Source organism: Ruminococcus sp. SR1/5, assembly GCF_000209835.1.
GTDB lineage: Bacteria > Bacillota > Clostridia > Lachnospirales > Lachnospiraceae > Blautia_A > Blautia_A fusiformis.
This window is the reverse complement of sequence record NC_021014.1, coordinates 1,556,653-1,571,757: the sequence shown is the minus strand read 5'-3', so window position 1 is coordinate 1,571,757 and position 15,105 is coordinate 1,556,653. Positions and strand designations below refer to the sequence as shown.

Sequence of the window (15,105 nt, the reverse complement as noted above, 5' to 3'; positions counted from 1 at the left end):
GTACTGTCTCTTACGGCTGATGGCCATGATCTGACGAAAAAAGCTCCTGCACGCCGAGGCTGTTAAAGTCCCCGTGGGCCTTGTTTTTCAGCGTATGGATCTTCTGGCTCTCACGTGCCGGATCCAGTACCTGCTTACCGGTTTTTATTTTATATTCAGCGACTTCCTCACTCACCTTCATTCGTTTTTCAAAGAGACGTACGATCTCACTGTCGATCTCATCGATCTCGTCTCTGTATCTTTCCAAATCCGTCATTGGTTTCCTCCGTTATGTTTCCTGATAATTTCTGTAAGATCCCCCAGGAACGCCAGGGAACCAAAAGCAATGATCACATCCTCTTTTCCTGCCAGCTGATAGGCCTCTGCTACTGCGGCTTCGATGTTGTCAAAGGGCCTTACATCAGAATGAAATTCCCGCACCGCATCTGCCAGCTCCTGCGGGGTCAGAGCCCTGGGGTTATCCGGTGCCGCAATCGTCAGGATGGTATCTGCGTATTTTTCTGTTTTCCGGATGACCTTGCGGTAATCCTTGTCACGGAACATTCCCATGATGTAGATGATCCTTTTCCCCTTAAAATACCGTTCAATGGATGCTGCCAGCATGTCTGCCGCTGCAGGGTTATGAGCTCCATCAACCACAAAATCCGGTTCTGTCCCGAGAAGTGCAAATCTTCCCGGCCAGGTGGTACGTTTCAATCCATCCTGTCTCTGGACCAGTGTTGTGGGATATCCTTGTTCATTCAGGATTTCCAGTGCCCGGAGCGCTGCCACCGCATTTTCCTTCTGATAGGCACCTGCCAGGGATATTGTATATTTTTCTCCTTTATAAAGAAAGGTCTGGCCGGTTATGGATGCTTCCAGTACCTCTGCGCTGTCCTGGTCTGCCGCCTCGTATGGCACATTCTGTTCTGCGCATATTCTTCGTATGACCGCCTCTGCCTCCGGCTGCTGCTTTACAGTTACCATATGACTGTTCGGTTTAATGATGCCGGCCTTTTTTTCTGCTATCTCGCCCAGGGTATTTCCAAGAAATGCCGTATGATCCATACTGATGGATACCAGAATGGAAAGAACTGTAGTACTTATAATGTTGGTGGCATCCAGATCACCGCCCATACCAACTTCCATTAATACCAGATCGCATTTCTCATCCCGAAAATAAAGAAATGCGGCTGCAGTTTCAATTTCAAATACTGACGGATGCGGTTTTCCCTCTTTTACGATCTCATCGATCACCTCCGCGATCCTTGTCACATATGCTGCAAATTTCTCTCTGCTGACAGGTTCTCCGTTAACCTCCATCCTCTCTCTGTAGGAATAGACCGCCGGGGAAATATATCTTCCGACCCGGTAACCTGCACCTGATAAAGCGGAATACAGATATGCGATCACAGAACCCTTTCCGTTAGTTCCCGCTACATGAACATACTTCAGTTCATCCTGGGGATCTCCAAGCCGCCTCATCAGTTCTCTCATATTTTCCAGTCCCAGAACAATTCCCTTTTTCAATTCCGCAGCTCTGATGTAGGCACGACTTTCTTCATAATTCATCGTCTGTTTTCTCCTTCCGCATGTGTTGATGATCCATTACTGCTTTTTCACTTTGCAGTAATAATTTTGTTCATTATAACCCACGTGTATATTTTTTTCAAGGCAGGGAAGGCTATTAAAGACGCTTTTCCACGTTAAATATATTTAAAGTCCAGGCGGATATTCGCAGCCCCGCAGGGGACTTTCTTAATTCAGTTAAACTGACATTTTTCCGGAAAGCGCAGGATTTCTGCTGATGAGAAGGAGCTTTAAAATGCAAAAGAAGGATTTTTTCTATGTGGTTTTACAGGCTGGTGTCTGGAGATCTTATGGACAGGACTGCACTCTCTTGTCACCGGACATTTTACTATGATGGGCAAAACCTCTCTTCTGATGTTCCCTATTTACGGACTTGCAGCACTGATCCGTCCGGCTTACTACAAGCTTGCCCGCTTTCCGGTTATGGTACGGGGGATCATTTACAGCTGCGGGATTTTTTTCGTGGAATTTTTAAGCGGATCTTTTTTTCAGAAGCTTCACATCTGTCCCTGGGATTATTCTCATGTTCCGCTTCAGTATAAAGGAGTGATCCGGCTGGACTATGCTCCTCTGTGGTTTTTTACCGGTCTCTTTTTCGAATGGCTTCTTCGACAAAATCCTCGGAAAGTCTCTTGAAAATCTCACAGTTATATTATATGATAACTGGAAGGAATCTTATTTCCAGTAAATAATTGGAGGTACAACATGAGACATTTAATGAGTCCATTGGATTTCTCGGTTGAAGAGCTTGATAAGCTTCTGAATCTCGCCGACGACATCGGGAAAAATCCAAAAAAGTATGCGCATACCTGTGATGATAAAAGGCTTGCGACATTGTTTTACGAACCAAGTACACGTACACGTTTAAGTTTCGAAGCAGCCATGATGAATCTTGGAGGAAAGGTTCTCGGTTTTTCTTCTGCTGATTCCAGCTCCGCATCCAAAGGCGAAAGCGTTGCCGATACTATTCGCGTTGTTTCCTGTTATGCAGATATCTGTGCTATGCGTCATCCGAAAGAGGGTGCTCCGCTTGTAGCTTCTATGTCATCCAACATTCCGGTGATCAATGCCGGTGATGGCGGCCACCAGCATCCTACCCAGACATTAACCGATCTTTTAACTATCCGCTCCCTGAAGGGCAGACTTGACAATATTACCATCGGCCTCTGTGGTGACCTGAAATTCGGCCGTACCGTTCACTCTCTGATCGAGGCTCTGGTCCGTTATGAAAATGTGAAATTTGTTCTGATCTCTCCGGAGGAGCTTCGTATTCCAAGCTATATCCGTGAGGATGTTCTGAAACGCAACAATGTCGAGTTTGTCGAGGAGGAACGTCTGGAGGATGCACTTCCGGATCTGGATATCCTGTACATGACCCGTGTTCAGAAGGAACGTTTCTTCAACGAAGAGGATTATGTCCGCATGAAAGATTTCTATGTTCTGGACAAACAGAAAATGGAGCTTGCACCGAAGGATATGTATGTCCTCCACCCACTCCCACGTGTTAACGAGATTTCTGTTGAAGTGGATTCTGATCCACGTGCCGCTTATTTCAAACAGGTCCAGTATGGTGTGTATGTCCGTATGGCCCTGATTCTTACATTACTGGAGGTGGAACTGCCATGTTAAACGTAGGTGCTCTTCGTGAGGGTTATGTTCTGGATCATATCAAAGCCGGCAAGGCAATGACGATTTATCATGACCTGAAGCTGGATAAGCTGGACTGTACGGTTGCTATCATCAAAAATGCCCGCAGCCAGAAAATGGGAAAAAAGGATATCATCAAGGTTGAATGCCCCATCGAGGATCTGGATCTGGATATCCTTGGTTTTATCGATCATAATATTACCGTAAATATCATCAAGGACGAAAAGATCGTTGCAAAGAAAGAGCTGAAGCTGCCGAAGCAGGTTGTGAACGTGATCAAATGCAAGAATCCTCGCTGCATTACTTCCATCGAGCAGGGGCTGGATCAGATTTTTGTTCTTGCAGATGAAGAGAATGAAGTTTACCGGTGTAAATATTGTGAGGAGAAATATAGAGGTAAACGGAATAAATAGGGATTCAAGGATTCCTGCGAGAATTATTGACAAACAGACGCGTCCGGCTCCTGCGAAGGCCTGAATATCGAAGCGGGAACCGGGCGCTGTGTTTTCATAGAAAAGTTTTTTACAAAAAAGCAACTGATATTTTACAGAACATATCTGCAAAATACAGTTGCTTTTATTATGTGCTTATTATCATACACAGTCAGACCGATAAGCCGGGTTATGTCGTTGGGTGATCATCTATCTAGGCCTTCCGTTGCCAGAAGGCTCCAGCGACCTACCTGAAAGCACGACGGGCCGCCGTATGGCTTTCTTCTCGGTCTTGCTTCGAATGGAGTTTACATGTGCCCGCTCTGTTACCACAGCGGCGGTAGTCTCTTACACTGCCTTTCCACCCTTACCCCGCAAAACGGGGCGGTTTATTTCTGTTGCACTGGTCTGGGAGTTACCTCCACCGGACGTTATCCGGCATCCTGCCCTGTGAAGCCCGGACTTTCCTCGTCTGGACCCTTTCGTCTGTCCAGCCGCGATCACCTGGCCTGGCTGCGCACCTGCTATTTTAACACAGGTGTATAGACTTGTAAAGTTGGAATTTTCTTGGTCTCCTATGTCTTTTACATGGAAATCCATCCAAATGCATTTGCCACAGAACTGAAAAGAATGATCGCCGCAAAGATTGGGCAAAGATACTGGATCATAAAATTAAAGATTCTTTTTCTGCGGAAAGTACCACCTTCCTGCAGTACTTCCTCTTCAATCTTCTTTGTACCAACTACTCTGGATATCAGAAGACAGGTAGCAATCGCTGCGATCGGCATCATGACAGAGTTCGTCAGGAAATCAAAGAAATCAAGGAACTGCATTCCAATGATCTTAACACACGCCAGAGGACCATAGCCAAGAGAAGAAAGACTTCCGAGAACAACCATGATAATTCCGACAAATACTGTTGCCTTCTTGCGCCCCCATTTCAGTTCATCCTGAAAAGTAGATACTGCACTCTCAGTCAGTGCAATAGAACTGGTCAAGGCTGCACAGAGAACCAATACAAAAAACAGGATTCCAACCAAAGTTCCAAATCCCATGCTTGCGAATACCTTCGGAATCGTAATAAACATCAGTGCCGGTCCCGCCTGTAACGTATCCGGATTTCCACCGGAGAATGCAAACACAGCCGGAATGATCATCAGACCTGCCATCATTGCGATCGCTGTGTCAAAAATTTCTACATTTTGTGTAGACCCTTCAATAGATACATCCTTTTTCATATAAGAACCAAAAGTTACCAGAATACCCATTGCGATCGACAGAGAATAAAACATCTGTCCCATTGCCGCAACCACTGTCATCCAGGAGAAGTTTTTGATATTTGGTATCAGAAAATATTTCACACCTTCCAGTGCTCCTGGCCTCGTTACCGAATAAATGACAATGACCACAGACAAGAATACCAGTATCGGCATCATTAATTTGGAAACTCGTTCCACGCCATTCTGCACACCTGCATAAATGATCACCAGCGTAAGCAGTGTAAAAAACAGGAAACAGGTTTCTGTAGAAAATCCATCCGCTATAAAAGCAGAAAAATATCCGTCTTCAGCAAGAATCTGACTGCCTCCCTTTACATACTCCACCAAGTATTTAATTACCCAGCCACCGATCACGGAATAATACGGCACGATCAGAACCGGTATGATCGCATTGATCCAACCGCCCAAAGACAGCCACTTTGATTTACCAAAAGTTCCAAACGCACCTACCGGACTTTTCTTTGTCATACGTCCCAGAGCTGTCTCTGCCACGATCATAGAATATCCAAAGGTCAATGCCAAAATGATATAGATCAGTAAAAAAATTCCACCGCCGTACTTTGCCGCCAGATAAGGGAATCTCCATATATTCCCAAGCCCTACCGAAGCACCAGCTGCAGACAGTACAAATCCAATCTTCCCGGAAAATGTACTCCTCTCATGTTTATGTTTCTCCATAATTCTTCCTTTCCCGTCACATTTTTCATATTCTTTCTTTATGTCTTCTCAATTTCCGCTCATATGATAATACCATGCTTTTATCCCTTAGGCAAACAATATATAAAAAATACAGAGCATATATTTCATGAATTACTGTTCACTCCATTCTCAGTAACACGCTTCGCAATGCACAGAATTTATGCTAATCACATAAATTCGCGCAGTATGGCTCGGGTTTTCTGTGACCTTCGCTCACAAAAAACACCTCGCGGAATATTACCAGTAAACAGTAATTTTCCTGTTCTGCATCCCACAACCATACTCTCCACACATTTTATGTTTTTCCTACCAGCTGGATGCACCAGCCTGGGGGAGAGGATATCGGTTTGGGCTACTGCGGAGGAGGGGTGATAACTACTTGGGCTGCGGGAGTCGGCGTTATTGCGGCAGGGACAGCTGTCTGAGCCAACGGCGAGTTCTGACCCTGCCGCAATGCTTTTAGCCGACTCACGGAGTCCTAGTAGTATCCCCCGACGGAGTCCCTGCCCGGACCGATATCCTCTCCCCCAGGCGTCCGCCATCCGCCATCCGTCATTCTGCTACCACCACTTTCCCCAGCAGTATCCCCCTACGCAACCATCCACTCTGACGTTATCGTCCAAACATTCGTTCGTAAATTAATTTCCTACCGGATCTCCAACGTCCACTCCCGCCGATCCACAACCTCACCGATCACCCCAGCCTGCAGACCAGCCGCATCCAGCCGCTTCATGATCTCCTGCACATCCCTCTCCGGAACCGCCGCCAGCAATCCCCCAGAAGTCTGCGGATCAAACACCAGATCCTCCCGCCAGAGCTCTGCCACACTTTTCACTCCGGTTTTCTCAGCAAACTCCCGGTTCCTGTAAGCCCCACCCGGAATCAATCCCATAGAAGCAAACTCCTCCACATCCGGAAGCACCGGCAGCTTCTCCGTATCGATCACAACCGTCCGGTCACTGGCCACAGCCATCTCCGTAGCATGTCCCCCAAGACCAAACCCCGTCACATCCGTACAGGCATGAACCTCAAACTCTTTAAAAACCTCACAGGCATCCCGGTTCAGTTTCTTCATGGAAGCCAAAACCGCCTTACGTGCACCTTCCGTCACCAGATCCGCCTTGATCGCCGTATTCACGATCCCCGCACCCAGCGCCTTCGTCAGGATCAGCTTATCTCCGGTCTGCGCTCCAAAATTCTTCCAGAACTTCCTCGGATCTACAAAACCCGTCACACTGAGCCCATACTTTGGTGTATCATCCTGGATCGTATGGCCACCGGCAAGAACCGCCCCGGCCTCCATCACCTTATCCGCACCGCCACGCAGGATCTCCCCGAGGATCTCCACATCCATATCCTTCGGAAACGCCACAATATTCAAAGCTGTCTTCGGAGTTCCACCCATGGCATACACATCACTCAATGCATTTGCCGCCGCGATCTGCCCGAAATCATAAGGATCATCTGCCACCGGAGTAAAAAAATCCAATGTCTGGATCAGTGCCAGATCTTCGGAAACCTTATAAACGGCCGCATCATCCGAAGTGTCCGTTCCAACCAGAAGATCCGGATCACAGAACTTTGGCAGCCCGCCAAGAACTCCCGCCAGAGTCCCCGGTCCTACCTTAGCTGCACAGCCACAGTTTGGAGCCAGTTTTGTCAATTGTATTTTTTCTTTCATGATCATTTTCCCTTTCCTTTAAGTCCTGTAAATCCCGTCATCCATCCGCAGCACCACAGAGGACTTTAACTTTTCCGATTCACACTCAAAAGGCTCCACACACCACAGATCCTATGCACAGAGAAATCCTAATCTTCTCATCTTTGTGCCAACCGATATCTGCATTGCATAGAGCCTTATATCTACACATAGCTTTTTTTATTCATACAATTAATTTATACATTAAAACAACTACCGCCAATAAACTCCCTCAGAAGCGAATTAAACGGAACGCCTTCACTGGGCACCGGCACAAAATAATCCAGGAACTTCAAAAGCCGCTTCGCCTCCTGATACTCCGGTTCACTCTTGTCAATTCCAAAAAGCAGCGGTTCCGCATAAACCTTCAGGCAGGCAAGCTCATACACAAGAGCTGAATTAAACATCACATCTGCTTCCTCCTGGAACGGAAAAATATTCTGCTCCTCGCCTCTCCGTACAGAAGGCCACCTTGCAATGGTATCCTTTGCGGAAGTTCCACGTGTACGTGCATCACGGACAATTCGGCGTATCAGTCTTCCATCCGTTGTGGGGATCCGGTTATGCTCATCAATGTTCAGCTGTGTCAGTGCACTGATATAGATCTTAAACTTACTCTCTTTTGGAAGGGCATAACTCAATTTGTCATTGAGCCCGTGGATACCCTCAATGACCAGGATATCATCTTTTCCAAGCTGAAGCTGGTCTCCCCGGTATTCCCTGCATCCGGTCTTGAAATTAAATGTAGGAAGATCCACGGTTTTTCCCGAAAGGAGATTCAGCATATCTTCATTAAACTGCTGCGTGTCAATGGCTTCCAGACACTCATAATTCTTTTCTCCGAATTCATCCAGCGGCGTATGTTCACGATCCACAAAATAGTTATCCACAGCAATGGGATGCGGCTTCAGACCATGAGCAGAAAGCTGAATAGATAATCTGTGAGAAAAACTGGTCTTTCCGGAAGAAGACGGACCTGCGATCATTACGAACTTTACATTGCCCCTTCTCCGGATCTCCTCGGCAATCGAAGAAATCTTGGCCTCATGAAGTGCCTCCTGAATCAGCATCAGGCTCTGCACACCTTCTCTTGTGATCCGGTCATTGAGATCTCCTACAGTGGCAACATCCAGCTTATCGCCCCACTCTTCCGATTCCTTCTGCACATGGAAGATCTTAGCCTGGGGTTCAAAAGGCTCCAGCACATCCGGGTTCTTCTGCCTCGGAAGGATCAGCACAAAGCCTTCATCATAAAGCTGCAGATCAAAATACTTCACATAGCCGGTATCCGGTGCCATAAATCCGTAAAAATAATCCTCGAAATTTTCCAGGCTGTAAATATTCACTCTGGAAACCCGCCGATAACGGAACAGCTTTTCTTTATCATACATATGATGCCTGTGGAACATGGAAACGGCATCATCCGTGCTGACACTGCGTTTGCAGATCGGAAGCTTCCGTTCTACCAGTTCCCGCATCCGCACTTTTACCCGGTCAAGAAGCTCCTGATCCAGGGTAGCACTGCCTTTCATGGTAAAATAAAGAGCATTTCCAATAGAATAATGGATCACAACATGATCCACATTCTCTTTTCCAGCTACATCAAAAATTGCCTTCAAAAGAATAAAGATCGCACTTCTCCGATAGGTTTTTCGACCGGCACTGTCCTTTGCGGTTATAAATCCCAGTGTACAGTCATGCTGAAGCTTCTTGTGAAGCTCACGGAGCTTTCCGTTTTCAGTCACAAGGATCACCGGATACTCTGTTTTGCCCTCATAATCCCTTATGATCTCAGAATACGGTGTCATTTTGGGGTATTCCCTTGTTTCTCCGTTTATGGTCACTTTAATCATTGTCTGTTCCATAACGATCCCCTCCACAGGCTTATATATTTATACAGCTGCCCGATTTTTCGGACAGCCATGTGTTTCACAATTCATTTTTCCGAAACAGATAATCGTATTCCATCCCACTACATATTCATGAATACAAGCACTTTTTGCAATCCGCTTTTACAAAACAGTATATGGATTTTTCACACTGGCGCAGGTTGTCTTAAGCGCAGAGAATGCCTCATTCAGTTCCTTCTCCATAGCTTCCGCAAAAATATACTCCGTACCGTAATGTCCGGCATCTACGATTGCCAGACCATCTGCCATAGTATCAATGGCAGTATGATAATCAATATCTCCTGTCACATATACATCCGCACCGGCGGCCATAACATCACCGATCATACTCTTTCCGCTTCCTGTACAGATTGCTACAGTCTCGATCTTCCGATCCAGATCACCGTAAACCCGCACATCCGGAAGATGATTGCATTCTTTTACATATTTTCCAAACTCACCAAGAGTCATAACATGGGGAAGCTTTCCTACTCTTCCGAACCCCTCCGGCTGCTCCCCGGATCCATCGGTAACTGTAAGCACCCTTGTATCCTGAAGCTTCAGATGCTCTGCGCTTAAATCTGCCATTCCGATCACATCATAATTGGTATGCATGGCAAAATACGGGATATCCTCCTTTATCAGACGGAGGATCTTTCTTCCGGTAAAGGTATGATTGTTGATCTTTTTGATTCCGGAAAAGATCATTGGGTGATGGGTAAGGATCATATCCGCACCAGCAGCCACCGCCTCATCCAACACCGGTTCCGTAAGATCCAGCGCAAGAAATACATGGGAAATCTCTTTCTGGTCATCTCCCACCAGCAGTCCCACATTATCCCAGTCCTCCGCAAATTTTTGCGGATGGTGCTCATTCAGCCATTCGATCAGTTCATATGCTTTCATATCGTTTCAGAGCTGTATGGATCAGCTCCATTTCCTCCTTTACTTCTTCCAGACGAGTTTTTGCGGAAACAGACTCTGCCCCGGAAAGACCGGCAAGTATTTTCTTACGGATCATTTCCTCCCGGAGAAGATACTCTTTAAGGACCGGGTGACATTTTTTCAGAAGGAGAGGTCCAAACCAGGCCTCTTCCTCTGTGTAAACAGTCTTTTCTCCCGAATTGTTACGTACCGCTTTCATCATAGGATAAAATTTTCCGTCTTCTTTTATCATTTCTTCCCTTACGATCTCCCAGCCGATCTCAGAAAGAAAATGTCGGAAATGAGGAAGGTCCGACTGAGGCTGCAGGATCAGTTCCTGAAACCCCTCCCGGACCTTCGCTCCATCCTTTAATATCCTTTCCATCAGAGGACCACCCATTCCCGCGATCACCAGGGTATCACCTTCTCCCGGCTCAAGCTTCGCAAGCCCGTCGCTCAAACGGGTCTCTATGTAATCTTCAAGGCCATAACGGGTAATATTCTCCCTGGCTCTTGAAAGCGGTCCCGGACGTACATCCATGGCAATGGCTGACGGAACTGTTTTTTCACTGACAAGCCAGATTGACAGATAGCCATGGTCACATCCTACGTCTGCCAGCCGGTTTCCTTTTGTTACCATACCGGCAATGGCACGAAGACGCATGGAAAGCTGTACGGATATATTTTTATCAGTCAAGATAATCCTTCAGCTTGCGGCTGCGGCTGGGATGACGCAGCTTGCGCAGAGCTTTTGCCTCGATCTGACGGATACGCTCTCTTGTGACATTGAACTCTTTACCAACTTCCTCCAGAGTTCTGGCACGTCCGTCGTCCAGTCCGAAACGGAGGCGAAGAACCTTCTGTTCACGGTCAGTAAGCGTACTTAAGACTTCTACCAGCTGCTCCTTCAGAAGTGTAAATGCAGCTGCATCTGCAGGTACCGGAACATTATCATCCTGGATGAAATCGCCAAGATGACTATCTTCCTCCTCACCGATAGGAGTTTCCAGAGATACCGGCTCCTGGGAGATCTTAAGGATCTCACGTACACGGTCTACCGGCATGTCCATCTCCTCAGCGATTTCCTCCGGCGTAGGTTCACGTCCAAGCTCCTGGAGCAGCTGACGGGAAACACGGATCAGCTTGTTGATGGTCTCAACCATATGCACAGGGATACGGATGGTACGTGCCTGATCCGCAATGGCTCTTGTGATAGCCTGACGGATCCACCAGGTTGCATAGGTACTGAACTTGTAGCCTTTTCTGTAATCAAATTTTTCAACAGCTTTGATAAGGCCAAGATTTCCCTCCTGGATCAGGTCGAGGAACAGCATTCCACGTCCAACATAACGCTTTGCAATGCTGACAACAAGACGGAGATTGGCCTCTGCCAGACGTTTCTTGGCAGCTTCATCCCCCTTTTCCATTCTCTTGGCAAGCTCGATCTCCTCATCTGCACTTAACAGACTGACTTTACCGATCTCTTTCAGGTACATACGGACCGGATCCTCGATGCTGACACCTTCCGGTACAGAGAGGTCGATCTTATCAAGCTCTACCTCTTCTTCATCTTCCATCCCATCCATATCCATATCGTTATCAAGGAGGAGTTCGTCACCGCTGTTGTCTGTGATACGGAGAACGTCCACACCGCTGGCCTCCAGGAAGTCAAAGACTTTCTCCATCTGATCTACTTCCAGTGGAGAGTCCTTGAAGAAGTCGCTGATCTCCTGATATTCCAGCACATTCTTTTTCTTTTTCGCAAGTTCAAGAAGCTCTACAAGTTTCTCGCTGAATTTTGCCATATTCATTTCCATAGGTGCTCTATACCTCCATATAGTGTTTATATTTTATCCTTAATTGAAAGAAATATGCAGCTGCTGCCTCTTTCTTCCAAGGTCTTCCAGTTCTTTTTTGGCTTTTATCAGTTCCTGAAGCCCGGCCATGTCTGACGGGTCCCAGGTACGGTTTTTTCTTTGAGGCTTTCTTCCTTGATCCGCAGCAGCGCATCGGAAAAAGCCCTCTGCTGTTCTCCTTCGTTTTCCAGATGGATGGTGGCGTTAAAAAGAGATGCCACCTCCCGCTGCTCCTCACTGTCTGTAAAGGCGTTGAGAAGCTTTCCCGGATTGGTCTCTCCCTCCTTATGCTGTTCAAACAGCATCTGGGCTACCTCTTTATACAGCGGTACCACAAAATCGGAAGGGGAAATGTATTTTTCCACCTGTTCAAAAATACCCGGATAATTTACAAGCCAGGTCAGCATCAGCTTCTGTGCTTTGTCTGCGGCGGATTCCTTTTTCTTTGTTTCCGGAGTCCCGGACTTTGGCTGGATCCGTTTCTCGGCAGGCGTTCCCTTCAGAGCCAGCGTGTTGACCCTTTTCCGGATATCCTCCGTGCCCACTCCATAGCGGCCGTATTCCTTTACAATGGCTTCTATATAAAGATTCCTCTCCAGTTCATCGGAAAGCTCCAGAAGCATCCCGGCACACCGCTCAAAAAACTGATTCTGTCCCTGGGGTGCATCCATGGCAAATTCCTGTTCCGCAATATGTACACGGAACATAAAGCTGTCCATGGCCCGGTCCAGACGTTCCTCAAAGGCCTCCGCTCCTTCGTTCTTGATGAACTCGTCCGGATCCTTCCAGGGCTTCAGGCTTACTACCCTGGACGTGACTCCTGCCTCCCGCAGGATCGGGATCGCACGAAGGGCCGCCCGGATCCCTGCACCGTCACTGTCATAAAGAAGCAGGACTTCCTTGGTGTAACGTTTCACAAGACTTGCATGTCCGGAGGTCAGTGCAGTTCCAAGCGACGCCACTGCATTGGTAAAGCCTGCCTGATGCATGGCGATCACATCCATATATCCCTCACAGAGGATCAGATAATTCTTCCTGGTGGTCCTGGCCACATTCAGCCCGTAAAGATTCCGGCTCTTATCAAAGATCTTCGTCTCCGGTGAATTCAGGTACTTGGGCTTGCCATCTCCCATGACACGACCTCCGAAACCAATGACCCGGTTGTTTACATCCATGATCGGGAAGATCACACGGTTCCAGAACTTATCATACATGCCTCGCCGCTCATCTACATTGAACAGGCCGGATTCCCGGAGAAGTTCATCACTGTAGCCCTTACCCTTAAGATATTTGTACAGATCATCACTATACTTGTCCGAATATCCAAGACCGAATTTACGGATGGTTTCCTCGGAAAGACCTCTTCCTGTCAGATATCCGTAAGCCGTCTTTCCGCCTTCTCTCCGGAGCTGATAATAAAAGTACTGCGCTGCCAGCTTGTTGATCTCCAGAAGATTTGCTCTCTGTTCTGCTTTTTCTCTGGCTTCTCTGGAATACTCGATCTTCGGAAGCTCTACCCCTGCCCGGTCAGCCAGATGTGACAGCGCCTCACCAAACGAGTAATTCTCATATTCCATGATAAAATTGTATACGTTTCCTCCTGCCCCGCAGCCAAAGCAGTAATACATCTGCTTGGATGGCGTTACGGAAAAGGAAGGGGTTTTCTCATTATGGAAGGGACACAGCCCAAAATAGGAACTCCCCCTCCGTGTCAGTTTCACATACTGGGATATCACGTCTACAATGTCATTTTTCATTCGGACTTCTTCTATGATGTCATCTGAATAACGCATGCTTATCCCTCTTTTCCATTTAATAGACCTCCCAGGCTCTCGGTATATAGATCTCCCTGAATTTCTCCATGGAATACTGATCCGTCATTCCCGAAATATAATCACATACTGCCTGTTCCTTAGGTACTCCCCGGTATTCCACCAATTCCCTGTATTCCCGGGACATCGCCTCCGGATGGTCAGTATAATATCCGTACAGTTCACTCAGCATCTGGATCACTTTATCCTCTTCCTTCCTGGCAACCGGATTCTCATAGACATTCCGGAACATCAGCGCCCGAAGCTCCATCATCGCCTCAAAAACATCCGGCGACATGGAGATGCTGTCTTTCCCCATACTGTTCTCTATAATATTATGTACGAAAGTATTCAGCCGTTCTCTCGTGGTATAGCCCAGAAAAGTTCTCATTGTGACAGGAATATCATCTTCTGTGATGATCCCTGCCCGCTGGGCATCGTCCATATCATGGTGGATATAGGCGATCTTGTCAGAAAAACGTACCACCTGTCCTTCCAGTGTGAAAGGATTTCCGCTGGTGCGGTGATTCATGATCCCATTGCGGACTTCCCAGGTAAGGTTCAGCCCGTTTCCGTTCTTCTCCAGTACTTCCACAACCCGGACGCTCTGCCTATAGTGTGCAAAGCCACCCGGATGTACCTGATCCAGTGCTCTCTCTCCTGCATGTCCAAAAGGCGTATGCCCCAGATCATGTCCCAAAGCGATTGCTTCCACCAGATCTTCATTTAGGCGAAGTGCCTTGGCAATAGTCCGGGCGATCTGCGATACCTCCAGTGTATGTGTCAGCCTGGTACGGTAATGATCTCCCTGTGGTGCCAGAAACACCTGTGTCTTATCCTTCATACGGCGAAAAGCCTTACAGTGAAGGATCCTGTCTCTGTCTCTCTGATACGTTGTCCGCACATCGCATTCCTCTTCCGGGTGCTCCCGGCCTCTGGTATCTGCGCTGTGAGAAGCATAAGGGCTCAAAAGCTCCCGTTCTCTCTGTTCCATGCTCTCTCTGATGTTCATAAGCATTTCCTCCACAGTCTGACAAACAGCGGCGACAAAATACCCTCTGTTAATTATATTCTACACAAAACCACAAATTCCTCTTTTCTGAAAAAATAATTCAAAAAATATTGGAGTTACGGTCTGATCAGCCCTTAAGATGTCCAAAATTATCCTATTGTATATGAAACGAATACAAATATATCACGCAGATCTTCCCATTTCAGCTTCTCACCAGTGCAGGCATGCAATAATTTACTTTCATATAGCCAAAAACAGAGCTGCGATTCACAGCTCTGCCTTAAAGTC

The 15,105-nt window shown here is 47.1% G+C and carries 12 protein-coding genes, 1 other RNA gene and 1 pseudogene; 3 read left to right on the top strand and 11 right to left on the bottom strand.

What is annotated here, in order from left to right:
* Nucleotides 1-10 precede the first annotated feature (10 nt).
* Together CK1_RS18145 and CK1_RS08065 are read right to left on the bottom strand one after the other, a co-directional pair.
* Nucleotides 11-256 carry a chorismate mutase gene (locus CK1_RS18145; protein ID WP_015525770.1) on the bottom strand — a complete coding sequence of 82 codons (246 nt, stop codon included), beginning with the start codon at nt 254-256 and terminating at the stop codon, nt 11-13.
* The gene (locus tag CK1_RS08065; protein ID WP_015525769.1) at nt 253-1,551 is read right to left on the bottom strand and encodes a bifunctional folylpolyglutamate synthase/dihydrofolate synthase; all 1,299 of its coding nucleotides are present in this window, start codon (nt 1,549-1,551) and stop codon (nt 253-255) included. Before CK1_RS08065 ends, CK1_RS18145 begins: the two co-directional genes overlap by 4 nt.
* A 279-nt stretch (nt 1,552-1,830) precedes the next feature.
* Here CK1_RS08065 and CK1_RS08060 point away from each other — a divergent pair.
* The 3 genes and pseudogenes from CK1_RS08060 to CK1_RS08050 all read left to right on the top strand — a co-directional run.
* A pseudogene (locus CK1_RS08060) lies at nt 1,831-2,205 on the top strand (putative ABC transporter permease); the annotation flags it as partial.
* A 69-nt stretch (nt 2,206-2,274) separates the two neighbouring features.
* Nucleotides 2,275-3,198, top strand: coding sequence for an aspartate carbamoyltransferase (gene pyrB / locus CK1_RS08055; protein ID WP_022426605.1), 924 nt, complete (start codon nt 2,275-2,277; stop codon nt 3,196-3,198).
* Nucleotides 3,192-3,629, top strand: a complete 438-nt coding sequence (locus CK1_RS08050; protein ID WP_015525765.1) for an aspartate carbamoyltransferase regulatory subunit — start codon at nt 3,192-3,194, stop codon at nt 3,627-3,629. The genes pyrB and CK1_RS08050 overlap by 7 nt, the downstream gene beginning before the upstream one ends.
* Nucleotides 3,630-3,812: 183 nt before the next feature.
* Here the strand turns inward: CK1_RS08050 and rnpB are convergent.
* The 9 genes from rnpB to CK1_RS08005 form a co-directional block, all read right to left on the bottom strand.
* Nucleotides 3,813-4,163: RNase P RNA component class A (rnpB, locus tag CK1_RS08045), an RNA gene on the bottom strand.
* A 68-nt stretch (nt 4,164-4,231) separates the two neighbouring features.
* A complete protein-coding gene (locus tag CK1_RS08040; protein ID WP_015525764.1) occupies nt 4,232-5,605 on the bottom strand; it encodes a sodium-dependent transporter in 1,374 nt (457 codons plus the stop codon).
* Between the two features lie 667 nt (nt 5,606-6,272).
* The gene (gene selD / locus CK1_RS08035) at nt 6,273-7,307 is read right to left on the bottom strand and encodes a selenide, water dikinase SelD (RefSeq protein WP_330418235.1); all 1,035 of its coding nucleotides are present in this window, start codon (nt 7,305-7,307) and stop codon (nt 6,273-6,275) included.
* Between the two features lie 215 nt (nt 7,308-7,522).
* Entirely contained in the window at nt 7,523-9,190 is a 1,668-nt protein-coding gene (locus CK1_RS08030; protein WP_015525762.1) for a nucleoside kinase, read from the bottom strand.
* A gap of 147 nt (nt 9,191-9,337) precedes the next feature.
* On the bottom strand, nt 9,338-10,120 hold the full coding sequence (locus CK1_RS08025) for a Nif3-like dinuclear metal center hexameric protein (protein ID WP_015525761.1): 783 nt from the start codon (nt 10,118-10,120) through the stop codon (nt 9,338-9,340).
* Nucleotides 10,107-10,835, bottom strand: a complete 729-nt coding sequence (locus tag CK1_RS08020) for a tRNA (adenine(22)-N(1))-methyltransferase (RefSeq protein WP_330604059.1) — start codon at nt 10,833-10,835, stop codon at nt 10,107-10,109. Before CK1_RS08020 ends, CK1_RS08025 begins: the two co-directional genes overlap by 14 nt.
* The gene (gene rpoD, locus CK1_RS08015; RefSeq protein WP_015525760.1) at nt 10,828-11,955 is read right to left on the bottom strand and encodes an RNA polymerase sigma factor RpoD; all 1,128 of its coding nucleotides are present in this window, start codon (nt 11,953-11,955) and stop codon (nt 10,828-10,830) included. Before rpoD ends, CK1_RS08020 begins: the two co-directional genes overlap by 8 nt.
* A gap of 107 nt (nt 11,956-12,062) precedes the next feature.
* Entirely contained in the window at nt 12,063-13,787 is a 1,725-nt protein-coding gene (gene dnaG, locus CK1_RS08010; protein ID WP_015525758.1) for a DNA primase, read from the bottom strand.
* Between the two features lie 19 nt (nt 13,788-13,806).
* A complete protein-coding gene (locus CK1_RS08005; RefSeq protein ID WP_015525757.1) occupies nt 13,807-14,817 on the bottom strand; it encodes a deoxyguanosinetriphosphate triphosphohydrolase in 1,011 nt (336 codons plus the stop codon).
* Nucleotides 14,818-15,105: the final 288 nt, after the last annotated feature.